The organism is Candidatus Binatia bacterium (assembly GCA_036563615.1).
In the GTDB taxonomy this organism is placed as follows: Bacteria; Desulfobacterota; Binatia; order UBA12015; family UBA12015; genus DATCMB01.
Genome location: DATCMB010000019.1, coordinates 137,225 through 161,666, shown reverse-complemented (window position 1 = coordinate 161,666; position 24,442 = coordinate 137,225). Strand labels below are relative to the sequence as shown.

At 72.0% G+C, this 24,442-nt stretch carries 19 protein-coding genes; 11 read left to right on the top strand and 8 right to left on the bottom strand.

Annotation, left to right across the window (positions count from 1 at the left end; translation table 11 throughout):
- Positions 1–257: 257 nt before the first annotated feature.
- The 4 genes from VIS07_16430 to VIS07_16415 all read left to right on the top strand — a co-directional run bounded on the left by VIS07_16430 (position 258) and on the right by VIS07_16415 (position 5,776).
- The gene (locus VIS07_16430; protein ID HEY8517099.1) at positions 258–3,503 is read left to right on the top strand and encodes a fused MFS/spermidine synthase; all 3,246 of its coding nucleotides are present in this window, start codon (positions 258–260) and stop codon (positions 3,501–3,503) included.
- 73 nt (positions 3,504–3,576) lie between these two features.
- Complete coding sequence (locus VIS07_16425) at positions 3,577–4,140, top strand: YqgE/AlgH family protein (protein HEY8517098.1); 564 nt, start codon at positions 3,577–3,579, stop codon at positions 4,138–4,140.
- Positions 4,141–4,149: 9 nt separating this feature from the next.
- Positions 4,150–4,983, top strand: a complete 834-nt coding sequence (locus tag VIS07_16420) for a CbbQ/NirQ/NorQ/GpvN family protein (protein ID HEY8517097.1) — start codon at positions 4,150–4,152, stop codon at positions 4,981–4,983.
- A 34-nt stretch (positions 4,984–5,017) separates the two neighbouring features.
- Positions 5,018–5,776 (top strand): SDR family NAD(P)-dependent oxidoreductase, encoded by a 759-nt coding sequence (locus VIS07_16415; GenBank protein HEY8517096.1) that lies wholly within the window; start codon positions 5,018–5,020, stop codon positions 5,774–5,776.
- A gap of 114 nt (positions 5,777–5,890) precedes the next feature.
- Here the strand turns inward: VIS07_16415 and VIS07_16410 are convergent, their stop codons facing one another.
- Positions 5,891–6,592, bottom strand: a complete 702-nt coding sequence (locus tag VIS07_16410; protein ID HEY8517095.1) for a sulfite exporter TauE/SafE family protein — start codon at positions 6,590–6,592, stop codon at positions 5,891–5,893.
- 82 nt (positions 6,593–6,674) lie between these two features.
- Between VIS07_16410 and VIS07_16405 the strand changes: the two genes are divergently transcribed.
- The 5 genes from VIS07_16405 (at position 6,675) to VIS07_16385 (ending at position 13,123) form a co-directional block, all read left to right on the top strand.
- A complete protein-coding gene (locus VIS07_16405) occupies positions 6,675–7,145 on the top strand; it encodes a hypothetical protein (protein ID HEY8517094.1) in 471 nt (156 codons plus the stop codon).
- Positions 7,142–7,819 (top strand): hypothetical protein, encoded by a 678-nt coding sequence (locus VIS07_16400; GenBank protein HEY8517093.1) that lies wholly within the window; start codon positions 7,142–7,144, stop codon positions 7,817–7,819. The genes VIS07_16405 and VIS07_16400 overlap by 4 nt, the downstream gene beginning before the upstream one ends.
- Positions 7,723–8,571 (top strand): hypothetical protein, encoded by an 849-nt coding sequence (locus tag VIS07_16395; GenBank protein HEY8517092.1) that lies wholly within the window; start codon positions 7,723–7,725, stop codon positions 8,569–8,571. The genes VIS07_16400 and VIS07_16395 overlap by 97 nt, the downstream gene beginning before the upstream one ends.
- Before the next feature lie 127 nt (positions 8,572–8,698).
- Complete coding sequence (locus VIS07_16390) at positions 8,699–11,719, top strand: VWA domain-containing protein (protein ID HEY8517091.1); 3,021 nt, start codon at positions 8,699–8,701, stop codon at positions 11,717–11,719.
- 192 nt (positions 11,720–11,911) lie between these two features.
- The gene (locus VIS07_16385) at positions 11,912–13,123 is read left to right on the top strand and encodes a hypothetical protein (GenBank protein ID HEY8517090.1); all 1,212 of its coding nucleotides are present in this window, start codon (positions 11,912–11,914) and stop codon (positions 13,121–13,123) included.
- A 96-nt stretch (positions 13,124–13,219) separates the two neighbouring features.
- On the opposite strand, the gene VIS07_16380 is transcribed toward VIS07_16385, so the two are convergent.
- Positions 13,220–13,921 carry a TetR/AcrR family transcriptional regulator gene (locus tag VIS07_16380; GenBank protein HEY8517089.1) on the bottom strand — a complete coding sequence of 234 codons (702 nt, stop codon included), beginning with the start codon at positions 13,919–13,921 and terminating at the stop codon, positions 13,220–13,222.
- Positions 13,922–14,409: 488 nt separating this feature from the next.
- On the opposite strand from VIS07_16380, the gene VIS07_16375 reads away from it, so the two are divergent.
- Both VIS07_16375 and VIS07_16370 read left to right on the top strand, forming a co-directional pair.
- Positions 14,410–14,805 carry a hypothetical protein gene (locus tag VIS07_16375; GenBank protein ID HEY8517088.1) on the top strand — a complete coding sequence of 132 codons (396 nt, stop codon included), beginning with the start codon at positions 14,410–14,412 and terminating at the stop codon, positions 14,803–14,805.
- Positions 14,802–15,620: a hypothetical protein gene (locus tag VIS07_16370; protein HEY8517087.1), complete on the top strand. Its 819-nt coding sequence runs from the start codon at positions 14,802–14,804 to the stop codon at positions 15,618–15,620. The genes VIS07_16375 and VIS07_16370 overlap by 4 nt, the downstream gene beginning before the upstream one ends.
- Before the next feature lie 103 nt (positions 15,621–15,723).
- Here the strand turns inward: VIS07_16370 and VIS07_16365 are convergent, their stop codons facing one another.
- From VIS07_16365 to VIS07_16340, 6 genes are all read right to left on the bottom strand, one after another.
- A complete protein-coding gene (locus VIS07_16365; protein ID HEY8517086.1) occupies positions 15,724–16,077 on the bottom strand; it encodes a ferredoxin family protein in 354 nt (117 codons plus the stop codon).
- A gap of 181 nt (positions 16,078–16,258) precedes the next feature.
- Complete coding sequence (locus VIS07_16360; GenBank protein ID HEY8517085.1) at positions 16,259–18,916, bottom strand: VWA domain-containing protein; 2,658 nt, start codon at positions 18,914–18,916, stop codon at positions 16,259–16,261.
- Complete coding sequence (locus VIS07_16355; GenBank protein ID HEY8517084.1) at positions 18,916–20,856, bottom strand: BatA domain-containing protein; 1,941 nt, start codon at positions 20,854–20,856, stop codon at positions 18,916–18,918. The genes VIS07_16360 and VIS07_16355 overlap by 1 nt, the downstream gene beginning before the upstream one ends.
- Before the next feature lie 2 nt (positions 20,857–20,858).
- Positions 20,859–21,809, bottom strand: coding sequence for a DUF58 domain-containing protein (locus VIS07_16350; GenBank protein ID HEY8517083.1), 951 nt, complete (start codon positions 21,807–21,809; stop codon positions 20,859–20,861).
- A complete protein-coding gene (locus tag VIS07_16345) occupies positions 21,797–22,819 on the bottom strand; it encodes a MoxR family ATPase (GenBank protein HEY8517082.1) in 1,023 nt (340 codons plus the stop codon). The genes VIS07_16350 and VIS07_16345 overlap by 13 nt, the downstream gene beginning before the upstream one ends.
- A complete protein-coding gene (locus tag VIS07_16340; protein ID HEY8517081.1) occupies positions 22,816–24,234 on the bottom strand; it encodes a hypothetical protein in 1,419 nt (472 codons plus the stop codon). Before VIS07_16340 ends, VIS07_16345 begins: the two co-directional genes overlap by 4 nt.
- Between the last annotated feature and the right edge of the window lie 208 nt (positions 24,235–24,442).

Genomic DNA, 24,442 nt, shown 5'->3' with positions numbered 1-24,442 from the left:
GTAGACGCCGCGTCCGGCGGCGTCGAGATGCGCTCGCGGCGCGGGGCCCGTGCTGCGTGGTGCGGGGCCGTGCTGCGTGGTGCGGGCGCCGTCCTGCGTCGCGCGCCGTTCGTCGTGGCGCGCTCGCGGTGCTCAGGCGTGCGTGGGTGCGCACAGAATTGCCGGTGTGGCAAAAAGCCATATCGACCAGCGCGCGACTCCCGTGATAGCGCCACAGCATGGCTCCCGCGACCGCGCGTCCGGGCTCCGCGGGCCGAGTGCAAGCCGGGATCCTTCTCCTCGCGACCTGCTTCCTCCTGTCCGGCTTCGGTAGCCTCGCGCTCGAGGTCGTCTGGACGCGTCAACTACGGCTGGTCTTCGGCTCCACGACGCTGGCGGCGAGCACGATCCTCGTCGCCTACATGCTCGGCCTCGGGCTCGGCGGGCTTGCGGGCGGACGCGTGGCGGACCGGCTGCGCGACGGCGTCCGCGCGTACGGCTGGATCGAGATCGCGATCGGCCTCTACGCGCTCCTCGTGCCGACGCTGATCGGCTGGTTCCCCGTGCTGAACCGCACGGTGCTGCAGGACCTGAGCTTCTGGCCGGCGGCGCTCGGGCGCTTCGTGCTCGCGCTCGGCTTGTTCTTGATCCCGACGGTCCTGATGGGCGCCACGCTGCCAATTTTGGTCGCGGCGCTCGTGCGGCACGATCCGCGGATCGCACGCGGCAGCGGCCTGCTCTACGGGATCAACACGCTGGGCGCGGTCGCGGGCGTGTTCGTCGCGACCTTCGTGCTCTTCCCGGCGGTCGGCGTGTGGCGGACGAACCTGATCGGGGCGCTGGTCGACATCGCGGTCGGCGTGCTCGCGGTCGCGCTGCTGCCGCTGCTGATCCGCGGCGCTCCTGCGACCGTCGATGCTGCGGCGGCGCGCGCACGCGACGCCGGGCACGACGTGCAGCCCGACGTACGGCCGACCGCGACGCCGACGCGGCTCGCGCCGCAGGTCGACGCGCACGTCGCGCCCGCGGCGGTCCTCACCGCCTACGCCGGCGTCGGCCTCGTCGCGCTGGTCTGCGAGGTCGGCTGGATGCGCGGTCTCGCGATCGTGCTCGGCTCGTCGATCTACGGCTTCGCGGCCATGCTCGGCGCCTTCCTCTCCGGCATCGCGCTCGGCAGCCTGATCTTCCGCAGGTGGGCCGAGCGCACGCGGCGGCCGGTGCTGCTGCTCGGCGTCGGCCTCGCCGCGCTCGGCGTGCTCGCGCTCGCGACCACGGCGGCGCTGCCCGAGCTACCGAGCGTCTTTTTGCGCTTGATCACACGCAGCCCGGAGGCGGATCGCAGCCTCGTCTTTCTCCAGGTCGTCTTCTGCATGGCGACGCTGCTGCCGCCGACGCTGATCCTGGGCGGGCTCTTCCCGCTGCTCGCGCGCATCGTCGCGGCGTCGACGCGCGATGCGGGCGTCGCGATCGGCTGGGTCTACTTCGCGAACACGATCGGTGCGGCGGCGGGCGCGTTCGTCGCGGGGTTCGTGCTGCTGCCGACGATCGGCCTCGAGCGCATGCTCGCGCTCGCCTCGGCGCTCGCGCTCGCTTTGGCGTCGCTCTTCCTGATCCGTGCGGCGCGCGGAACGACGACGCGGGTCGCCGCGGCCGCGCCGCTCGCGGCGGCGATCGCTTTGCTCTCGACGTCGCTGCCGTTCGACCGCGCGAAGCTGACGCGCGGCGTGTTCCACAGCCCCGACGCGCACATGACCTTCGCGATCGAGATGGTGCCGTTCGCCGGCGAGGCGCGGCCGTCGCTGCTCTACTACCGCGACGGCATCAACGCGACGATCTCCGTGCACCGCCTCGCCGGGATGACGGCGATGAAGGTGAACGGCAAGGTCGACGCGTCGGACGGCGAGGACATGCCGAACCAGGTGCTGCCCGCGCACGTCGCGTTGCTCTTCGGACCGCCCGCGCGCGACGTGCTGGTGATCGGCTGGGCGTCGGGCGTGACGGTCGGCTCGGTCGCGCAGCACGACGGCGTCGAGCGCATCGACGCGGTCGAGATCGAGCCCGCGGTGATCGAGGCCTCGCACTTCTTCGACGACGTCAACGGACGCCCGCTCGACGATCCGCGCGTGCGCGTCATCCTCGACGACGGCCGCACCTTCCTCGAGAACGCGCAGGACGCGTACGACGTCATCATCTCGCAGCCCTCGAACCCGTGGATGACGGGTGTCGCGAACCTCTTCACGCACGAGTTCTTCAAAGCCGCGAGCCGCGCGCTGCGCCCCGACGGTCGTCTGCTGCAGTGGATGCAGCTCTACGGCATGGAGCCCGAGTCGCTCGCCGCGGTGCTGGCCGCGATGCGCGCGGAGTTTCCGTACGTCTACGGCTTCGCCGATCGCGGGATGGGCGCGAACGTCCTCCTGCTCGCGATGCGGCGGCCGCTCACGCGCGACGACCTGCCGCGCTGGGAAGACCTCGACGACGGAGTCCGCGAGGATCTGCGCCGCGTCCGAAACTTCTCGACCGAAGACCTCTGGAGCCTGCTGCGCGTGCTGCCCCCGGACGTCGACCGGCTCGCGCGTCGCGCGAGCGTGCGCAACTCCGACGGCAACCTGTTCATCGAGCTGCGCGCGCCGCTGGTCGCGAACCGCACCGCGACGCCGGACAACTGGCGCGCGCTCGCCAAGTCGAGCGACGCGGTGTTGCCGTTTCTCGAGTCGCTCGGTGAAGAGCTCGACCACGAGCGCGTCGCCGCGCTCGCGCTGTCGTACACCGCGCAGCGACGCGACTACCCGGTCGCCGAGCAGCTTCTCCGCGCCGCGGGCGAGCGCGGCCGCGCGGGACACGCGATCACGGCAGCGGTCACGATGGTGCGCGCGCTCGACCGCAGCGGCCAGCTCTCGCACGAGAACCAGCTCGCGTCGCTCGACGAAGCGGTGGAGCTCGCGCCCGACGCGTTCGAGCCGCGCCTGCTGCGCGGCCAGGTGCGTCTCGAAGCGGACCAACCCGAGCTCGCGCTGGCGGACGCGGAGGACGCGCTCGCCCGGCGTCCGGACGATCCGCGGGCGCGGGTGCTGCGCATGCGCGCACGCGCCGCTCTCGACCGGAATCACGAGGCAGCCGAGGACGCAGATGCTCTGCTGCGCTCGCGCTTCGCCCACGGCGACGACGACCTCGCGCGCGAGGCGGCCGCGATCTACGTCGCGGCCGGACGCTTCGAGGACGCCCGACCGCTCCTCGAGCAGGAGCTGCTCGATCGCGATCCGGTGTGGGAGGACGGCTGGGCGATGCTCGCCTTGGTGTACGAGCGAGCGGGCCGCGAGCGCGACGCGGAGATGGCGCGCTACAACGTGGCCGTGGCGCGCGCGAACCGCGCACGGCAGCTGCACCGGCTCGCGCGCCTTGCGCTCTGGCAGGGCGAAGTCGACGACGCGCGAATTCTTCTCGAGGTCGCGACGTCCATCGATCCCGAATACGCAGCCGCGCGCGACGACCTCGACGGCCTCGCGCAGACGGCCCTCGTGCAGTGAGGTTCGCGCGACCCGCGCGAGCGTTGTGGCGGCGGAACCGACGGGCTAAGTTGAGTCACCCCAGGAGGTCGCAATGGCGGACGAAGGACTCGCACCCAGCCTGCTGCTCGCCATGCCGCAGCTGGACGACCCCAACTTCAACCGGGCCGTGGTCCTCCTCTGCAGGCACACCGACGAGGGAGCGCTCGGCTTCATCGTCAACCGTCCGGTGCACGTGAACGCGCGGGAGCTCCTGGCGCTCGACCCGCCGATCGAGTCGGACGCGACGTTGACGGTGTGGGAGGGCGGTCCGGTGAGCCAGGAGCGCGGCTGGCTGCTCTGCCGGCAGGCGCCGTCCGACGCGAGCAACCTCGAGGTCTGCGAGGGGCTGTACATGTCGAACTCGCCGACCGTCCTGCGGCGCATCCTCGAGGGCGATCCGCGCAACTGCGAGCCCGACCGCAGCCGGCTCTTCCTCGGCTACGCGGGCTGGGGTCCGGGGCAGCTCGACAGCGAGCTCGCGATGTCGTCGTGGCTCAACGCGCCGCTCGACCTCGACCTCGTGTTCCACACCGCGCCGGAAGAGCTCTGGGTGCGCGCCATCCGCAGCCTCGGCGTCGAGCCGACCGCGATCGCGCCAGCGCCCGGCATCCACTAGAACGACGGGGTGAGCCAAGCCCTGCCGAACGCGGCGCCCGCCGACGACGCGCCGTTCTATCTTCCCATCCGCGACGAGGTCGAGGTCTTCACCGAAGCCTACGCCTGCCGCCTGCCGGTGCTGCTCAAGGGGCCGACCGGCTGCGGCAAGACCCGCTTCGTCGAGTACATGGCGAGCAAGCTGTTGCCGCGTCCCGCCGGCGACACGCGCCCGTCGCTGATCACCGTCGCCTGCCACGAGGACCTGACGGGGTCCGACCTGGTCGGGCGCTACCTCATCCAGGGCGACGAGACGGTGTGGATCGACGGTCCGCTGACGCAGGCCGTGCGCGCGGGCGCGATCTGCTACCTCGACGAGGTCGTCGAGGCGCGCAAGGACACGATCGTCCTGATCCACCCGCTCACCGACCACCGCCGCATCCTGCCGATCGACAAGCGCGGCGAGACCATCGAAGCGCACTCGGATTTTTTGCTCGTCATCTCCTACAACCCCGGCTACCAGAGCGTGCTCAAGGACCTGAAGCACTCGACCCGGCAGCGCTTCGTGAGCCTCGAGTTCGACTACCCGCCGCGGGACCGCGAGGCGGAGATCATCCGCCACGAGAGCGGCGTCGACGCCGACACCGCGCTGCTGCTCGCGACGCTCGGCGAGAAGGTGCGCACGCTTCGCGGCGCGGGGCTCGGCGAGGGCGTCAGCACGCGTTTGTTGGTCTACGCCGGACAGCTCATCGCCCGTGGCGTGGCGCCGCGTCGCGCCTGCACGGTGGCGGTGACCAACTCGCTGACCGACGACGCCGAGATGATCCGCTCGGTCGGCGAGCTGGTGAGCGCGCTGTTCCCGTAAGACGCGCGGAAGCTGCGACGGAGGCTGCGAGAGGATGAACTACAGCCGATCGATCCGCGGCAAGCGTGCGCTGGTGACCGGCGCGGCGAGCGGCATCGGCCGCGCGACCGCGAAGCTGTTCGCGGAGGAAGGCGCGTCGGTCGCCGCGACCGACGTCGCGCGCGAAGGGCTCGAGAGCCTGGTCGATGAAGTACGCGCGCGCGGCGGCGACGCCCGCTCCTGGATCATGGACGTCGCCGACGACCAAAGCGTTCGCGACGTGGTCGCGAAGGTCGTCGCCGAGCTCGGCGGCCTCGACATCCTGGTCAACTGCGCGGGCGTGAGCATTCCGGCGCCGTTCGGCGACGACGACGCCTGGCGACGGACGTTCGCCGTCAACCTCGACGGCATGATGCGCGTCATCCGCGCCTCGCTGCCCCACCTCGAGAAGTGCGGCGAGGGACGCATCGTCAACATCGCGTCGACCGAGGGGCTCGGTGCGACACCGCTTCTCAGCCCCTACACCGCGAGCAAGCACGGCGTGATCGGCTTGACGCGCGGGCTCGCCGTCGAGGTCGCGCTGCGCGGCATCACGGTGAACGCGATCTGCCCCGGTCCGATCCGCACCGGCATGACGGCGCCGATCCCCGAGGAGAACAAGCAGAAGTGGGCGCGCCGCAAGGTGCCGCTCAAGCGCTACGGCGAGCCCGAAGAGGTCGCGCACGCGATCCTGAGCCTCGTGCTGCCCGCGTCGTCGTACATCACCGGGACGTACCTGGTGGTCGACGGCGGCATGACGGCGCTCGAGGGCTGACGCGCTCGTCGACGGCGGCCTCGTCGCGCTCGCCGCTCGACGCTCGACGTCGGTGCTTGACGTCGGCGCGCTTGACGTCGGTGCTTGACGCCGACGCTCGAGGCCGCGCCGACGTCAGATGTGGTACTCGACGTCGCTCGCCAGCTCGTGCGGCGGCCTGCGACGCCGCACCCAGCGCACCAGACGCCGCCGGGCGCGGCTCCCCCAACCGAAGCGCCGCTGGCTCCACGCCAGCAGACCGATGGCGCCGGTCGCGACCGCCGTCGGCAGCACCGAGCGGAGGTGCGGCTCGTCGTCCTTGAAGACCATCTGCAGGGCGATGAACAGCATGAAGAGACCGAAGGTCTGACGCAGAACGCTGTCGTCGAGGCGGCCGGCGAGCATCGCGCCGAGAAACGCCCCGCACGCGAAGCCCACCGCGATCCAGGCGACGACCGGCAAGCGCACGAAGCCGTGCCGCCAGTACTCGAGCGCGGCGAAGATCCCGATCGGCGGCACCAGCACCGCGATCGAGGTCCCCTGCGCCTCGTGTTGCGAGAACTTGAACACGTAGTGAAGCGCCGGCACGAGGAACACCCCGCCACCGACTCCGACCATCCCGCTCACGACACCGATCGCGAGCCCCAGCACCAGCAGTCCAAGACCCATGCGCGAAATCCTCGCGTCCGGGTCGGGCTGCGGCAAAGCGCACGCGCCGCGCCGTGGGATCACGTGTACGAAACGTCGCACGCGGCGCGCGATCGGACGCCTCCTCGCGAGCGAGGCGGCACGCACGCTCTGCGACACGCCGCGCAAAGGCGCCGCCCGACGCCCCATTGACTGAAGGAATCCTTCGGTCCTAGACCGGCTCCATGCCGCGGACGCGCCCTCGAGGCCGCTTCGACGAGCCGCCGGGCGCGTGACGCGCTACCTCGAGCGCCGCGTCGCGGGCCGCGCGCTACGCGTCGCCACCTGGGCGCTCGTCGCCCTGCACGGCGCGCTGCTCGCAGCGGCGCTCGGCGACTACCGCGTGAGCGTCGACTCCGCGTACCACGTCGCGCTCGCGCGCCAGTACGCGGAGCACGGCGCCTACTTCTGGGACGACATCCACTACGCGCCCGCGCACCGTCCGAACCTGCAGGGACCCGCGGTGCACGTCGCGATCGCGCTCGTCGGACGCATGCTCGGCGGCGACGGCGACGCGTACGTGCTGGCGAACGCGCTGATCGCGCTCGCCGGCTGGCTCGCCGCGGTGCTGACGCTGCTCCACTTCACGCGTCGCGAGGACGGAGACCGCGCGGCGCTGCTCGCGGTCGCGGCGTTCACCGGCGCCGCCTTTGCCTCGGGCTCCTACTCGGTCAACCTGCCGTCCGGCGGTTGTTCGTCTTGACGCCGTGGGCGATCGACGGGTTCTTGCGCGGCCGGCTGACGATCGCCGCGCTGCTCACGACGCTCGCCTGCTACACGCACCTCGGCGGCTTTCTCACCGCGCCGCTCGGCGTCGCGCTCGCGGCGCTGCTCACGCGGCGCGGGCGCGACCTCGTGCGGGTCGGGATCCCGGTCACGGTGCTGACGGCGCCGTACTGGATCCACTTCCTGCGCGGCCTGCCCTGGTACGTCGGACGCAAGGGCGACAGCGCGTGGATGATCGATCCGCTGGTCGACCTGCTGTGGCTCGTCGGGCTCGTCTGGGCGCTGCGCGCGCCGCGCGAGCGCGCGTTCCTCGTCGCCTGGGCTCTGGCGCCGCTCGCCTGGCTCGTGCAGGACGCGAGCCGCTTCGTGCTGCAGTCGTCGCTCGCCGGCGCGGCGCTCGGCGGCGTCGCACTCGCGCGCTGGATGGAGCGCTGGTCACGGCCGCGCCTGCGCGCCGTGGTCACCGCGACGCTGGCCGTGCTCGCGACGCTCTTCCCGCTCGGTCCGCCGGCGCTCGGCGCGGAGCTGCTCTGGCTGCTCGCGCGCTACCGCGCATGCTCGACTGGCAGGAGATGCGCGCCGACGCCGCGGCGCTGCCCGACGACGTCGATCGCGGGCGCCTCGTGCACGGCTACGCGGTCTACGTCGTGAGCGCGCTCGCCGCCTTCCGCGACCTCGCGGGCGAGCGCGGGCACTGGGTCGAGGTGCAGCCGCGTCCCGACCCGGCGGACGAGATCGCGGTCGCGGACAAGGTCTACGTGCTCGCCCTGCCGCCCGACGACGCGCACCTGCGGGCCCTCGAGCGTCGCGGCTGGCTCGCCGTGCACGGCGGCGGCGCGTGGTCGGCGGTGCTCACCTTCGGCGCGCGTCCGACCATCGACGACGCGCGCCGCGAGCTCACCTCGACCCTCGCGCGCGAAGGCGCCTGGATCGCCGATCGCTGCGAGCACAACACGCTGGGCGACGTCGGGCGGCTCGCGCTCGAGCCGGACGCGCTCGCGCGCCAGCGCGCGGTGCGCGGCGAGTGCCGCACGCGCGTCGCGCGCATCCACGTGGCGCTGCTCGCCTACTGCAGCGCGCTCGAGGCCGAGGATCCGGAGCGCGCACGGGTCTGCCGCACCGGCGCGCGCGCCGTCGGCTGGATGTGCGCGCTCGTCGGCGACGAGGCGACGCTCGACTTCCGCACCGCGGCGACGCACGCGCGCATGCGCGAGGACATGCGGGCGATCGCCGCGGCAGCCGCGGCCGGGGACGATCCCGAGCCGGCGTTCGCGGCGCTGCTCGAGCGCTACCTCGGCGAGACGCGCGGCAGCCTGATCCGCGCGCGCCGCGAGAGCCTGCCGCCGCTGCGGCCCGGCCCGCAGGCGACGACGTCGGACGACGCGCCCGAAGCCGCACCGTAGGCGTGCGCTCCGAACGCACGCGCGCACGGACGCCTGGCTCGGACGACACACGCGCGCGACGTCCGACCGAGCTCGCGCGCACGTTGAGGCAACCGCGCGCAGCCCCTAGACTTCCTGCTTCCCCGCAATGCGCGACACCCCTCCGAGCGACGCCCTCGCGACGCTGGCGGCCGACATCGAGACCGTCAGCCCGGGCTTCGCCGGCCGTCTTCGCGAGACGGCGGCGCGGCTTCGCGCCGACGTGCCCGCGCCGCTCCTGCAGCTCTACGCGACCAGCCTGCGTCGCGTGATCGAGCGCGAGGGGGCCGGACGCGAGGCGAGCCAGGCGCTGATCGCGCTCGACGCGGAGCAGCTGCGCGCGATCGGCGCCGAGCAGCTCGAAGCGTGGTGCGCCGCGGTGGAAGCGATCGCCGAGCACTCGGTGCGCGCGGCCTCGGTATTCGGTGCGGCCGCTCTGCCCGTGCTCGCCGAAGCACGGCGTCCGCTCGCCGCCGACCTCGCGACCGCGGCGCGCGCGATCACGGTGCTCGCGCGCAGACACGGAGGCGACCCGATCGTGCAGCGCTTCGCCGCGGCTTCGGGTCAGGCGCTCGCGACGCGCGGCGGATCTGTGATTGACGCCTGGTCGGGAGCGGTCGAGCGCATCGCCTTCGGCTCGCGCCGCGCGCTCGACGTCGCGAGCCGGCTGCCGGATCACCCCGAGCTCACGGACGAAGAGCTCGCCGCCGCGCTCGCCCTCGCCGGTCGCGTCGCGCCGCGCGAGAAGGCGCTCGCGCTCTTCCCGGAGGTCGCGAACGCCGTCGCGCGCATCCCGGCGGGCGAGCGCATGCAGGTCGTGCACGTGCTGAGCCTGCTCGCTGCGCATGGCGACGAGCTGACCGATGCCCTCGAGGTCGCGGGCCCGGTCGTGCGGCGCATCCCGGCTGCGGCGCGTGCGCTCGTCCTCGACCTCGCGGCGGCGGTCGCGCGGCGCGTGCCGAGCGCGCTACCGCGCTTTCTCCGCACCGTGCTGCGCGTCGGCGAAGCGGTCGGCTTCGGCGAGCACCTCGAAGCGTTCGTCGCCAAGGGCATCGCGCTCGAGGCCGAGCATCCGTCGGCGGCGCGCGCGTTCTTCGGGCTCGAGTCGCGCGGCGCGCTCGCGTTCCTGCGGCAGCACGACGTCGCGGTGCTGCTCGAGCACGTCGAGACGACGCTGCGCGGCTACCTGCAGCTCATCGCGCCGGGGCGTCCGGCGATCGAGGGCGTCGACGCGCGCGGGCTGTTCCCGCCGATCTCGACCGATCCGGCGATCATCCTGCTGCCGCAGCGCACCGACGTCTTCCCGAGCTGGGAGGAGAACTTCACGCTGCTCAAGCTGCAGGCGACGCTCGCGATCTTGTGGAACAGCGAGGGCACGCGCGAGTTCTCGCTCGGTACGTGGCTCGGCACGGAAGACGAGGGCGGGCTGCCCGAGCTGTTCGCCCGCTTCGTCGCGCCCGAGGTCGCGGCTGGCATGTTCGTGCACATCGAGGCCGTGCGCTTGATGCCGCGGCTCGCGCGACGCTTCCCCGGCCTCGCCGCCGACCTGCGCGACCTGCGCGTGAACGTCTTCCCGCACGACCAGCCGCAGGAGCCGTACGGCGCCGCGCAGGCGATCCTGTTCCTCGCGCTCGGCGGCGACCCCGCGCGCATCGTCTGGCGCGACGAGTGGCGCGAGCCGCTCGCGAGCTTCGTCGCCGCGGCCTGGGCGGAGACCGCGACGGTGTACGACACGGCGAACGTCACGGCCGCTCTGTGCGAGCGCCTCGCCGAGGGCGACCTGGTGACCGTCTACGGCATCGAGCCCTTCCTCGAGGAGGACCCGCTGATGTCCTACCTGCTCGAGGAGGCGGAGGAGCGTCCCGGCGCGATCGGCGACGGCGAGCGCGACCCGGTGCGCCTGGTCGACAAGACCAACGCGGACGGCGAGCGCGTCGACGAGACCGCGCCCGCGGGTCCGCTCGATCCGGACATGCTGCGCGCCTTCCTCGAGCAGAACCCGCACCTCAAGGTGCTGCGCGCCGACGGTCCGATCGATCCGACCGGGTTGTTCGTCGCCGGCTTGACCGGCGGCGGCCACGAGGTCGAGACCGACCAGCGCCGCGGAGCGTCGACGCAGCCCGACCAGGTGCTGGCGCTCACGCGCCACGGTCGCGAGGCGCGCGGCGTCTACCTGCACGACGAGTGGGACTACCTGATCTCCGACTACCGCGCGCAGTGGTGCCGTGTGCACGAGATCGCGCTCGAGGGCGACAACGGCGAGTTCTTCACCGGCACGCTCGCGCGCTACGCGGACATGCTGCCCGAGGTGCGTCGGCAGTTCCTGCGCGTCAAGCCGGAAGGCTACCGCACGATCCACGGCCTGCTCGACGGCGAGGACTTCGACCTCGCCGCCGTGGTCGACGCGCGCAGCGACCTGCGCGCGGGCACGACGCCTTCGCCGAAGCTCTACATCGCGCGCCAGCGCGAGGAGCGCGACGTCGCCACGTTGTTTTTGCTTGATATGTCGGCGTCGACCGACGAGGACACCGAGCCCGACGAGCCGCTGCCCGAGGACGCCGCGCACACGGGCCTTCCCCAGCGGAAGCGCCGCCCGCGGCGCATCATCGACATCCAGAAGGAAGCGCTCGTCATCATGTCGCAGGCGCTCGAGGAGATCGGCGATCTGTACGCGATCTACGGCTTCTCCGGGCACGGGCGCGATCGCGTCGAGTTCTACGACGTCAAGTCGTTCGACGAGCCGCTGAACCACGCGGTGCGCGGACGCATCGGCGCGATCGAGCCGCAGCGCTCGACGCGCATGGGCGCCGCGCTGCGTCAGTCGATCAGCAAGCTGCGTCAGGTCGCCTCGCGCGCGAAGCACCTGATCCTGCTCTCCGACGGCTTCCCGCAGGACTTCGACTACGGCGAGGACCGGCGCTCGAACGTCTACGGGCTGCGCGACACGATGATGGCGCTGCGCGAGGCGCAGCGCGCCGGCATCGCCCCATTTTGCATCACCGTCGACCGCGCCGGGCACGACTACCTGCGCGAGATGATCGACGAGAAGCGCTACCTCGTGATCGAGGACATCTCGGAGCTGCCGCGCCAGCTGCCGAAGATCTACTCCGAGGCGACGCGCGGCAGCTGAGCGCGCCGTGCTCCGCGCCGCCGCTCGAGCACCCGGCGGCCGGCCCTTCGGTGCCCCATCCGCACTCTCCGGACGGCGTCGGGTCGGAAAAAGACGTACGCTAAAAAAATGTGCTTGCCTATGTCATGAGCGCGCTTGTATGAGGGCTTGCCAGCTCGGTTCGTCACCTAACTCGGAGCAAGGAGGTCTCTCATGCGCTTCACCGTCCGCTCGCTCGCCACGATCGTCGCCCTCGCGACACTCGCCCTCGCGGCACGACCGGCGAGCGCGCAGCTCGACGTCACCATCGACCCGACGCAAGGTTTTCCGGGCGATTCGGTGAACGCCCAGGTCGATCCGGGCACCGTGGCGGCAAACTGCACCACGACGGTGCCCGGCCTCTCCGCCACCTTCACGGACCTGTTCGCCGGACCGTTCGCCGACGGAAGCCTCGAAGGCGAGCTAGCGCAGCGCTTCTTCCCCGATCCGGACGACATCGTCTACGAGAGCTACGGGCAGCTCTCGTACCTCTTCACGATGCTCTACGTCGGAGCCGTCGCGCAGAACTTGCTCAACGCCACGGTCACGGAGCTTCCACACACGTTCGTCCTGACGTTTGCCGATGCCGTTCTGTCGCAGCAGATCGGCGCGATCACCCTTTTCGATGCGGAGACCGGTAGCGGCTCGCTCACGGTGCCCGACGAGCCGGCCGGTCCGTACTCGGTCGTCGCGCTCTGCATCACGCCGAGCTTCGACCTCGACTACCTCGAGCAGGGAGTCATCCAGGGCGGTCAGTACCTGCAGAGCATCGGGGCGGTGTTCGGACCAGCCGGTCCGGTCTCGCCGGAGTTCACGGAGTTCGCCCAGGAGTACCTCGACACCACGGCGACCGGCTTGGATCTGCTCGCCGAGTTCGTTCTCGCCGTCGGACCGAACCTGGTGCAGCCGCTGATGATTCCCCAGGCGCTCGGCGTGCAGCCCTACGAGATCCTGGCGCCGGGCCCGATCAACATCCGCACGGCCAACGTCTGGCGGACGCGCACCAAGCCGGGCCGCGTCCACGTCAACGGCACGCTGCAGACCGGGCAGCTCGGGCCCGACGACAAGATCGAGCCGACCGACTTCACGATCCGGGTCACCGACGGCCTCGATCTCGACGTCGCCGTCGACGTCACCGGGGCGAGCTGCACGCTCAAGAAGAACGGGGCCGTCATTTGCCAGAACGGCGCCAAGACGTACCGCGTGCGCTTCATGCCCGTGAAGAAGAACCCTGGGCAGTACAAGTTCGACATCAAGCTGTTCGGGCTCGACGTCAGCGCCCCGCAGGAGGGACCGGTCACGCTCGAGCTCGACAACGGCATCCCGCGCGCGGGATCCGCTGCGAGCTGCCGCACGAACAACGCGAAGCTGACCTGCAAGGGGTGAGCGCGTCGCCCACGACGCCCCCTTCGTAGGACAAGCACAAAAGAAGCCCGCCGGCGGCGAAGCCGGCGGGCTTCTTTTCTTTCCGTCGCGCGACGATCAGCGCGACGCGTCGGGCTTGGGCTCGGCGAGCATCTGCAGCAGCACCGAGCGCCGCGGATCGAGGTCGAGCGGCACGCCGACGTTGTGCAGCATGATCGTGCCCATCGCGAGGGTCGTGAGCAGCTGCCCGAGCCGCACGGGGTCGAGGTCGCGCCGGATCAGCGAGCGCTGCTGACCTTCGCTCACCGTCTTCGTCAAGCGGTCCATCGCCCGCACGATCAGCGCGTCGAAGCTCTGGCGCAGCACGGGCCAGCGGTTGATCGCGTCCATCAGCCGGATCGTCGCGATGCGGATGCGCGGCATCAGCGGCCAGGTGCCCGATTCGAGACCGTTCAGGAAGCGCTCGACCGTCGTCGCCAGATCCTCGTGCGACTCCTGCGCGAGCAGCGTCTCGACGATGCCGCCCAGCACCCACTCGGTGATGCCGACGAGCAGGTCCTCGCGGCTCTTGAAGTGCACGTAGAACGCGCCGCGCGTGTAGCCGGCGCGGGCGCAGATCGCGTCGAGGCTCGCGTCGAGGCCGTGCTCGATGATCTCCTCGAGCCCCGCCTCGAGCAGCGCCTGCCGCGTCTGACGCTTGGCCTCGGCGCGCTCGCGGCGCCGACGCTCGCGCATCTCGGCGTAGTGGGCCGCGCGATCCGCAGCGGAGGTGCGCGACGAGCGACCGCCCGCCCCGGACGTGCGTCGGGGCGCGCTCAAGCGCCTTCCCCGCGCCGGGTCTCGCCCGACCGGCTCATCTGCTCACCCAACGGCCGCACCTCCGCCGCCCGCCGCGCGTCCCTCTAGCGCCTCGCCGCCCGTGCTTCCACGCCCTTCGTTCGACGCCCGCGCGCTCGCGACAGCCATCGCGGTCGCCGCATGAAAGGCCCTTGCATCTGCCATTAGCGACCTTGTATGAGGCGAACCACAAACGCTCAAGTATGTGAAATGCGCCACCGTATCTGCTCGCAGGCTCGCTTCGAGGTCGCGACGACGACGCCGCTGTCGCCAGCGCTGCGAGCCGAGCCCTGCACCCGACGCCGGCGGGGGTGGCGACCGCCGGCGCGCGCCGACCCGGACTCGCCGACGACGCTGCTGCTCGATCCTTCCGGTTCCCCGGAGCCAAGCTCCGGAATCATCAACCGCGGTCGCGGGAGGTTCCGACGATCCCGTCCCGCCACCGAAACTCGAGCACGAGGAGTCAGGTCATGCGCATCAGCTTCGGCAGACTTGTCGCGATCGTCGCCCTCGCGACGTTGACCTCGGCGCAACCGGCAAGCGCGCAGCTCGGATTCACCATCGACCCGACACAGGGTTTCCCCGGCGATACGGTGAACGGCCAGGTCGACCCGGCCACCGTCGCCGCAAACTGCACCACGACGGTGGAAGGGCTCTCCGCCGTCTTCACCGATCTCTTCGTCGGACCGTTCGTCAGCAGCGACACCGAGGGTGAGCTACCGCAACGGTTCTTCCCCGATCCGGAGAACATCGTCTACGAGAACAGCTCGCAGCTCTCGTACGTCCTGACGTTGCTCGTCGTCCTGGGCATCTCGCAGAACATCAACGACGCCGCCGTCGGCGCGTTGCGCAAACTTTCGTCATGACATTTGCGGACATCGCGACGCAGGAGCCGATCGGCCCGCTCGGCAACTTCGATCCGACGACCGGCGTCGGCTCGACGATCGTGCCCGACCTGCCGCCCAGCCTGCAGGCGGTGGTCGCAACCTGCGTCACACCGACCTTCGACATCGACGCCCTCGAGCAGGGCATCATCGAGGGCGGTCAGTTCCTCGACAGCATCGGTGTGCAGTTCGGGCCGGAGGGTCCGGTCTCGCCCGAGTTCGAGGCCTTCGCCCAGCAGTTCCTCGGCACCACGTCCACCGGCTTCGAGCTGCTGATCGAGTTCGTTCAGGCCGTGGGACCGAGCCTGCTGCAGCCGATCATGGTGCCGCAGGCGGTCGGCCTGCAGTTCTTCGAGATCCTGCCGCCGGCGCCGATCAACATCCAGACGGCCAACGTCTGGCGCACGCGCACCAAGCCCGGCCGCATCATGATCAAGGGCAACCTGCTGACCGGGCAGTTCGGACCGAACGACGCGATCGTGCCGCCGAGCGACTTCTCGATCCGCGTCACCGACGGCCTCAACCTCGACGTGGTCGTCGACGTCGCCGCCTCGAGCTGCGCCGTCAAGCCAAACGGCGCCGTCATCTGCCAGAACGCCGCGAAGACCTATCGCGTGCGCTTCATGCCGGTGAAGAAGACCCCTGGGCAGTACAAGTACGACATCAAGCTGACCAACCTCGACATCAGCGCTCCACAGGTCGGGCCGGTCACGCTCGACATGGAGCTCGGCATTCCGCGTGCGGGTACCGCCGGGAACTGCCGTGTCGACAACGCCAAGCTGACCTGCAGGGGCTGAGCGCGCCGCGTAGGACGCGCACCCCGTAGGCCAAGCGCAAAAAAGCCCGCCGGTGGCAACGCCGGCGGGCTTTTTTCCTGACCAAGAGGCGGCGAAAGGTCCGCTACTTCGTCAGCCCCCACTTCGCCTTGTTGGCCTCGACCTGCTCCGCCGTCGGGTGCTCCTTCTTCTCGTGCTTCTGCACCTCGAAGTCCGACTGGAACTCCATCATCTTGTAGTTCAAGGCGATGTCGTCCTTGAACACCTCCGGCACCGCGACCTCCTCGAAGATCGCCTGCCAGGGGCACTCCGGCTCGCAAGCTCCACAGTCGATGCACTCGTCGGGGTGGATGTAGAGCTGATTCGGGAAGGTGGCCGTGTCCGAGCCGCGGTAGCCGTAGATGCAGTCAACCGGACAAACCGCGACGCAGCCGGTGTCCACGCAGTCACGGCAGAGCCGGGTGATGATGTAGGCCATCGTTCTACTTGCCTCCTGCTGACTTGAAGGGAAATGCCGTGCCGCAGAAGGCACGGAAGACGTGAAATATAGCGGCCCTCGGTGGCAATGCAACGCGCGGTAACGATGCGCTCGGCCGTCTGCAAGCCCGATTTTCAGCCATTTTCACGGCTCGAGACGCTGCGGACCTGCGCGGGCTCGCTCAGCCCTCGGCGCCGCGCGACGGCAGCAAGCGCAGGCCGATGTCAAGCACGATCAACACGAAGGCCGCGAGCGCCAGCGCCTCGATCAGCGGGTAGGTGAGCTGACGCTCGGCCGGGGCGCGCTTCAGGATCTCGGCGAGCGGCGCGTTCACCGCACCACCCGTGATCTCGGCGATCTGCGACAGCAGCGGCCAGTTCGGCTCGGCCTCGGGATCCTCCTCGCCGACCTGCTCGTTCGCCGCGGCGGCGGGCAGCCACTCCTCGCGCGAGAACACGAGCTCGTCGCCGCGCTTCTTCTGCACCACGATGCGCGGCTCGATCGAGTCGAGCGGCGGCAGCGCGACCTCGTAGTGACGCGGACCGAGCGCCGGCGGGGAGATCTCGCGCACGCTGCCGTCTCGATTGGTGAGACGCAGGACGAGCGTGCCGTCGTGCACGCTGTCGTAGGTGTCGATCGCAAGGATCGGCGTGCGACCTTCGTCGCGCACCTCGAGGCGCAGCTCGTCGGCGCTCTGCGGACGCGCGAGCCAGCGCACGAGCTGCGCCCAGAAGCGACGCACCTGGTTCCAGCTCTGCCACTCGCGCGTCGGGTTGGCGGTGAACACCACGACGCGACCGAGCCCGTTCTGCCAGCCGGCGAGGATCGGGCTCGTGCTGCCCGTCTGATCGGTCGTGAGCCACGCCTGCGCGCCCGGCTTGAGCGGCACCTCGGCGAGCTCGCGCAGCACCGGCAGCTCGCGCTCGCGCAGACCACCGAGCGCTTCCGCCTGCATCGCGACGCGCGGCCGGAACGGCGCGTCGCTCGGCTCCTCGTCGTCGCGCCCGGCGCGCTTCTGCGTGTCCTGGATCATCAGGCTCGGCAGCGAGACCGCGTCGGTCACGAGGTAGAACGCGCCGCCCGTGCGCTCGGCGATGTCCTTGACGAGCTCGTAGCTGTCCTTGTCGTCGCCGATGCGGATCGAGGTCACGGTGACGCCCGAGCGCACCAGCGCCTCGATCAGCGGCTCGTGCTCCGCCGTCGGTCGGATGCTCGCGCCGTCGCTGAGCAGGATGATGTGCCGCGTCGTGCGGCCGCTCGCGATGAGCTGACGCGCCGCGATCTCGAGCGCTTCCTTGAAGTCCGTGCCGCCGCTCGGCACGAGCCGGCTGATCAGGTCGTTGACCCGCTCGCGGCTCTGCCCGAGCGGCTGCAGCGGGCTCAAGAGCGAGGTCTCGGTGTCGAACGCGACAGCGCCGAGCTCGTCGCGATCCTCGAGCTGCGCGATCAGCGCCAGCGCCGCCTCGCGCGCGTACGACATGCGGCTCGGATTCTGCTGGTCGAGCCGCACGCCGTAGCTCATGCTCGACGAGCGGTCGACGACCAGGAACAGCGCCATCGGCTCGCGCACCTGCTTGCGCGGCTTCTGCTCCTTGACGCGCACCGGCAAGAGCCGCTCGAGCGCCGTGCCCTTGAGCTTCGCGTCGGATACGAGGCCGCGCCCGGCCGCGAGCAGCAAGCCGCCGCCGAGGTCGCGCACGTACTCCTCGAGCGCGTCGAGCGCCGCGGGCGCGAGGTCGTTGCGCGACACGGTGCCGAGCACGACCGCGTGGAAGCGCGCGAGCTCGGCGGCCGTCACCGGGCCGAGCTGCGCGCGACGTTCGACGTCGAACCCGGCCTCGCGCAGCAGCGGCACCAGCGCCGCGTCCGACGACACGACGAGCACGCGCGGCGGCGGGAGGACGCTGAGCGTCGTGCTGCGTCGCGCGCGCGCCGACGCGACCTCCGGCGGCGCCTCGAGCGAGACGGTCACCGCGTAGTGGCCCGGCACGCCGGCGCGCACCTCGGCGTCGACCACCGAGCGCCCGGGCGCGACGCGCAGCGGCACGCGCCCGAGCTCGGTCTCTCCTTGACGGGCGACCAGCGTCGCGTCGAGCGTCTCGGTGCCGCGGTTCGCGATCGCGACCGAGAGCTTGACGTCGGTTCCCTGGCGCGCGACGCCGGGCGCGCTCACGTGCTCGATGGTGAGCGGCGCCTGCTTGCGCGGCGGAACGATTGGGTAGACGCGCACGCCGCGCCGGCGCGCGCTTTCGGCGGCGACCGAGGCGTCGCCGACGTTCTCGTTGCCGTCGCTCAGCAGCACGATCGCGCCGCCGCGCGTCGAGGCGAGGCTCGCGCCGGAGTCGATCGCGGCCATCAGGTTGGTCGCGCTGCCGTCGGTCTCGGCCGCGACCTCCGCCGGCAGGACCGGCGCGCCCGGACCGCTCACCAGACCGGCGTCGCGCCCGAAGGTGAGGAGCGCGAGCTCGTCGTCGCTGCGCATCGCGCCGACGAGCTGCTCGAGCCAGTCGCGCATCCAGGCCTGCTCGGCGGGGCTGATGCTCTCCGACGCGTCCTGCAGCGCGACCACGGTGAGGCGGTCCTCGCGCTCGGTCTCGACCAGCGTCACGCCGCTGATCGCCGCCACCGCGCACAGGTACGCGACCGTGCGCAGCAGCGTCGCGGTCCACAGCCGCCAGAGCGGCGCGACCGGCCAGCCCGCGCGCGCCGCGCGCCGCCGCCGGACGTGCGTCACGACGGCGAGGATCAGGAACGCCGGCGCGAGCAGCGCGAGCGGCAGGTACTGCGGCGAGGCGAAGGCGAGCCCGCGGTCGCCGATCTGCAGCCACTGCGCGAGCATCAGGCGCTCGCTCCCGCGGCCGGCGACGCTTGCGCGCCGTCGTCCGCAGCCGTCGTTCCGCGCCGCGCGCGCGGCCCGGAGAGCGCCACCACCAGCCACTCGAGCAGCATCGCGGCGAGCGCGACGAGCAGCGCCTCGCGCACGTACGGCACCCGCTGCCAGAGCGGCTGCGCGACCGGCTCGGTCGTCGCGGGCCGCGGCGACGCGACCACCGTCGCCGGCGCCGCCGGACGCGCGATGTCGGACTCGACCGGGTCGACGAAGCTGACCAGGAGCTGGCGCTCCTCGCCGCCCGCGACCGCCGTGTACACGCCCGCGCGCTCGAGCGTGATCTCCTCGCCCGGATCGAGGTCGCGCGCTCCCTCCGGACCCTCGACGCGCGAGATCGGCGCCGCGTCGGGGAAGCCGGCGCGCAGGCGCTCGCCGGCGGTGCGCGTGAGCGGCGCGACGCCGCTCGTCGGCGACAGCCAGCGCAGCATGTTGATCGTGAAGACCAGCGTCGGCAGACCGTCGGCGCTGCGCAGGTCCGCCGCGCGCAGCGGGAAGGACGTCGCGACCACCCGACGTCCGCCGGCCTCGCCCGCGAGCACGAGCGGCACCTCGCGGCCCTCGACGCGTCCGAGCAGGACCGGCTTCAGCACGCCGGTCGGGGCGAGCGCGACGCCGTCGTCGAGCAGCGTCTCCGCGTTCTGCACGCCGGCGATGATCTCGTGCTCGCGCTGCTCGGCGAGCCGACCGCGCGCGAGCGGGCCCGCGACGGTGACGTCCGAGTTGCCGCGCGACGGCGCGAGGTAGGCGACGTTGCCGGCCGGCGGCAGCGGCGGCGCGTAGCGGTCGAAGATCGTGATCTCCTCGCGGCCGTCGGGTCGGTACTGCACCGGCACCAGCGTCCGCACCGAGACGTTGCCGAGGCTCCGCGCGAGCGTCTCGAACGCCCGCTGCAGGTTGTTGTCCTCGGTGACGAGCAGCACGCGCAGCGGCACGGGCTCGGGCACCACACCGTAGACCACGTCGTCGAGCGGCAGGTCGTCCGCGGGCGACAGCACGGCGCGGAAGGCGCCGGACCAGGTGAAGCCGTCGATGCTCACGACCTCGGTCGCGCCCGGGGCGAGCGTCACGGTGCGCTCGATCGGCCGCGCTTCACCCTCCGCCGTCTCGTCGAGCGGCTCGAGCGTGAGCGTCACCTCGCGCGGCTCCGTGGCATAGCTGTGCAGCGTCACGAGCGCGCGCGTCCGCGCGAGCGAGTCGAAGGGGTTCGCGAGCACGCGCACGCCGGAGATCGCGACGTTCTCGCCGCCGCTGCCGAAGCGATGCACGGTGGTGATCGCGCGCGCGTCGCGGCTCATCACCAGCGAGTCCGGCGCGACGTCGGTGAAGACGTCGATCGAGCCCTGCGGTCCGGCCTGCGCCGCCGCGAGCTCGGCGGCGGCGGTCAGGTTGCCCGACGTGTCGCGCGGCTCGAGCTCGCCGATCAGGTCCGCGGCCTGCGCGCCGTCGAGCTGCGTGCCGACGACCTGCGGCTGCTGTCCGGCGGCGATGACCGTGATCTTGCGGCCGCTGCGCCCGAGCTCGTAGGCGCGCTCCTGCGCCGCGGCGCGCGCGCGCGCAAAGCGCGTCCCGCCGCCGTCGAGCGCCTGCATGCTGGCCGAGACGTCGAGCACGATGATCGCGTCGCGCGGCGGTCCGGGCGGCACCGGCTCCTGGCGGAACGGCTGCGCGAGCGCGATCACGCTCGCGGTGATGAGCGCCGCCTGCACGAAGAAGAGCAGCGGCAGGTACGGGCGCTTCTTCGGCGTCGCGGCCTCCTGCAGCACGCGCCAGACGATGAGGCTCGACACCACCGCCGGCGGCCGGCGCCGCGAGCGCAGGTAGAGCCACAAGAGCGGCACCAGGATGGCGAGCGCCGCGAGCCAGAGCGGAGAGGCGAAGCCGTAGGGCATCGTCACCTCACCAGGCTCAGGCCGAGGCGAGGCAGCTCGCCGGAGAGGAAGCCCAGCAGGCCGACGTCGGTGACCGTGAGCGCGCTCGCCATGCCGCGCGACGACGCCGCGCGCGAGAGCGCCCGCACGTGCGCGAGCAGCGCCTCCTCGTAGCGGCGGAAGGTCTCCGGCGACGGATCGATGCGGAACTCGCCGCCGGTCTCGCGGTCGATCAGCACGTCGTGGCCGTAGAGCCACGACGGATCTCTGTCTTGACGCGACAGCACCTGGATCAGCTTGCCCTCGAAGGAGCGCGTGGTCAGCACGTCGAGCGCACGCTCGACCAAGGCGACCTCGCACAGGAAGTCCGAGAGCAGCACGACCATGCCGCGCCGGCTCGCGCGCAGCAGGTGGTCGAGGCCGGACGCGAGGTCGGCGCCGCCGTCGGCGAGACGGACGCCGGCGAGGAAGCCGCGCAGCTCGTGCAGCGCACGTCGCGAGCGCAGCGGACCGCACGACACCGCGGGCGCGCCGTGGCCCGGGATCACGCCCAGATGGACGCGGTCGCCGCCCGACAGCGCGACCGTCGCGAGCAGCGCCGCGATCGCGCGCGCCATGTCGAGCTTGCCGTGCGGCTCGTCCGGACCCATCGACGCGCTCGCGTCGATCACGAACCAAAGCGGCACCTCGCGCTCGGCGACGAAGCGCCGCGTGACGAGCTCGCCGAGGCGCGCGTAGACGTTCCAGTCGATGCGCCGCAGGTCGTCGCCGCGCTCGTAGGGCACGTGACGCTCGAGCTCGGTGCCGCTCGGGTCGCTGCGACCGCGCACCCGCGTGTGCCCGGGACGGTCGCCGCTCGCGTGCTGCGCGCGCAGGCGGATGCGGTCGAGCACGCGCAGCACCTCCGGGGTGAACGCCTGCTCGAACAGGCTCGGTTCGGAGGAACGAGCCTTCGCTGCTCTCAGCGCTGCCACTTGCGGGCGACTTCGACCAGATGCTCGACGATCGCTTGCGGTGTGATGCCTTCCGACTGCGCCGCGAAGTTGAGCACGATGCGGTGCGCGAGCGCCGGCACGGCGACCTCCTCGATGTCGGCGTAGGACACGTTGACGCGACCGTTGAGCAGCGCGACCACCTTGCCGCCGAGGATCAGCGACTGCGCGCCGCGCGGGCTCGCGCCGTAGCTGACGTAGGAGCGGACCTTCTCGTCGTTGGTCGCGTCGGGGATGGTCGCGCGGACGAGCGCCGCGACGTAGTCCTCGATCTGCGGCGCGACCAGCACCTCGCGTACTTGACGCCGCAGCTCGTTGATGCGCGCCGCGGCGTCCTCGCCGAACACCGGCGTGATCTTCGCCTGCGTCGCGCCCGTCGTGCCGCGCACGATGGCGCGCAGCTCCTCGACGCCGGGATACGAGAGCGGCACCTTGAACAGGAAGCGGTCGAGCTGCGCCTCGGGCAGCGGGTAGGTGCCCTCCATCTCGATCGGGTTCAGCGTCGCGAGCACGAAGAACGGCAGGTTCAGCGGGTACGTCGTGCCGGCGACCGTGACCTGCAGCTCGGCCATCGCCTCGAGCAGCGCGGACTGCGTCTTCGGCGTCGCGCGGTTGATCTCGTCGGCGAGCATGATGTGCGTGAACAGCGGACCGGGCTGGAAGACCATCGTCCGCCGTCCGCTCTCGCTCTCCTCGAGGATGCGCGTGCCGGTGATGTCGGCCGGCATCAGGTCGATGGTGAACTGCACGCGCGAGAACGACAGGTTCAGCGCCTCGCCGAGCGAGCGCACGATGAGCGTCTTGCCGATGCCGGGCACGCCCTCGATCAGCACGTGCCCGCCCGCGAAGAACGCGATCAGGATGCGCCGCAGCGCCTCGCGGTGGCCGACGACCACCTTGCCGATCTCGCGCTCGAGCGCGGCGAAGGTCTCGCCGAACTCGGTGGGCGTCGGCAGCTTGTCGCCGACCATCACAACGGCTTCTCCGCTCATGGGTCCCTCTTGAAGATGCGCTTGACGACAGTCTCGTACTCGGCGGGGATTTCCTCGTGCCGCACGGAGCGCTCGGCCTCCTGCGGCCCGCGCTCGGCCTCGGCGATGCGCGAGCGCGGCTGACCGATCATCGACTTCGGGCCGTCGGCGCCCGCGCTGCCGCTGGCGCCGCCGAGCATCAGCGAAAAGCGAGCCTTGTGGCGTCCGCCGGAGAGCGTCAGCGGCTTGTCGGCGAGCAGCGCCTCGGTCGCCTTGCCGGAGCCCGCGCCGGCGCCGCCGGCGTGCTTGCGGGTGCCGGCCTGCTCGCCGACCGCGAGCGGACCGTCGGCGGGCTTGTCGCCGCCCTGCTGCGGGCGTCCGCCGCGCGCGTCGCCGGGCGCGCCCTGCTGCGGGTCGCCGTCCGATTCGCGGCCGCGCTGACCGGCCCCGGGCCGTGCGAGCGCGGCGGCGCCCGTGCGCGGCTCGCCGCCTTCGCGCGTCACCGTCTGCCCGGTGCCGTCGTCCTGCTCGCGCCGCGAGAGCTCCTCGTCCGGCGTGCGGCCGCCCTCCTCCGCCTTGCTGCGCCCGAGGCCGGACTCCGCGACCTCGCCGCGCTTCGCCGGCTCGCCGCCGCCGTCGCCGCGCGCCGAGTCGCGCATCATCGCCGCGCCGGCGAGCGAGCGTGCGAACGAGCGCGCGAGGTCCGACTGCAGCTCGACCAGCGCACCGCCCGGGGCACCCTCGAACTTGAGCTCGCCCGGGCTCGCCTCGGCGCCGGCGTCGTCGAGCATCGTGCGCGGTCCGGTGCCCGTTCCGGGGCGCCGCCCGACCTCGCCCGCCGTCGCTTCACCACCGCCCTGCGCCGGCACCGCGCCCGCCGGAACCTCGAACGGCGCCGTCGTCTCGGCGTACCACGGCACGAGGAACAGCCAGGCGGCGACCAGCGCGAGCAGCAGCAGGAAGACGTTCGCCGGCACCGGCGCGATGCCGAGGCGCTGGTCGGCCCAGCGGCCGAGCTGGACGCGGTTGTCGGCCACGAGCTCCGGCCAGAGCCGCGCGTTCCGCTCGGAGCGGGCGCTGACCAGCGTCAAGAGCCGCTGCTCGAGCGGCACCTTGCGCTCGACCCAGCGCGCCGCCTCGAGCGCGTCGGCCCAGCGCGCGTGCGCGCGCAGCAGCGATCCGACGGCGACCGCGAGCGTCAGGACGACGAGCACGACGAGCGCGACCGCGAACCAGAACGCCGACAGCCACGCCGCCGACGCCGCGAGCGCCGAGGCCGCGAGCAGCGCCACGGCGATCGTCCGGTACACCGCCCGCTGCAGCGTCAGCCGGTTCAGGCGACGCGCGACGAGGGCGAGACGCGCCTCGGTCTCCGGCGCCTCGAGACCGGTGGAACCGTCGATCGGGACGAGAGATTCGGCGGGGCTGGGCGACAACGGATGGACGCTACGCGAGGGGTTTCGGGCGGTCAACACGCGCCACGGCGGGCAGCGGGCGCATCCGTCGAGCGGTCGCAAGGCGGCGCCGAACGGACGGTTTCGGCGTGGTCGTACGAGGTCCGCGCGCGGCCCGCGCGGTCGCTCGTCGATGCGCGGCCCGAGCGCTCGCTTGCCGGTGCGCCGTGTGAGCGCGTCGCGCCGGCGC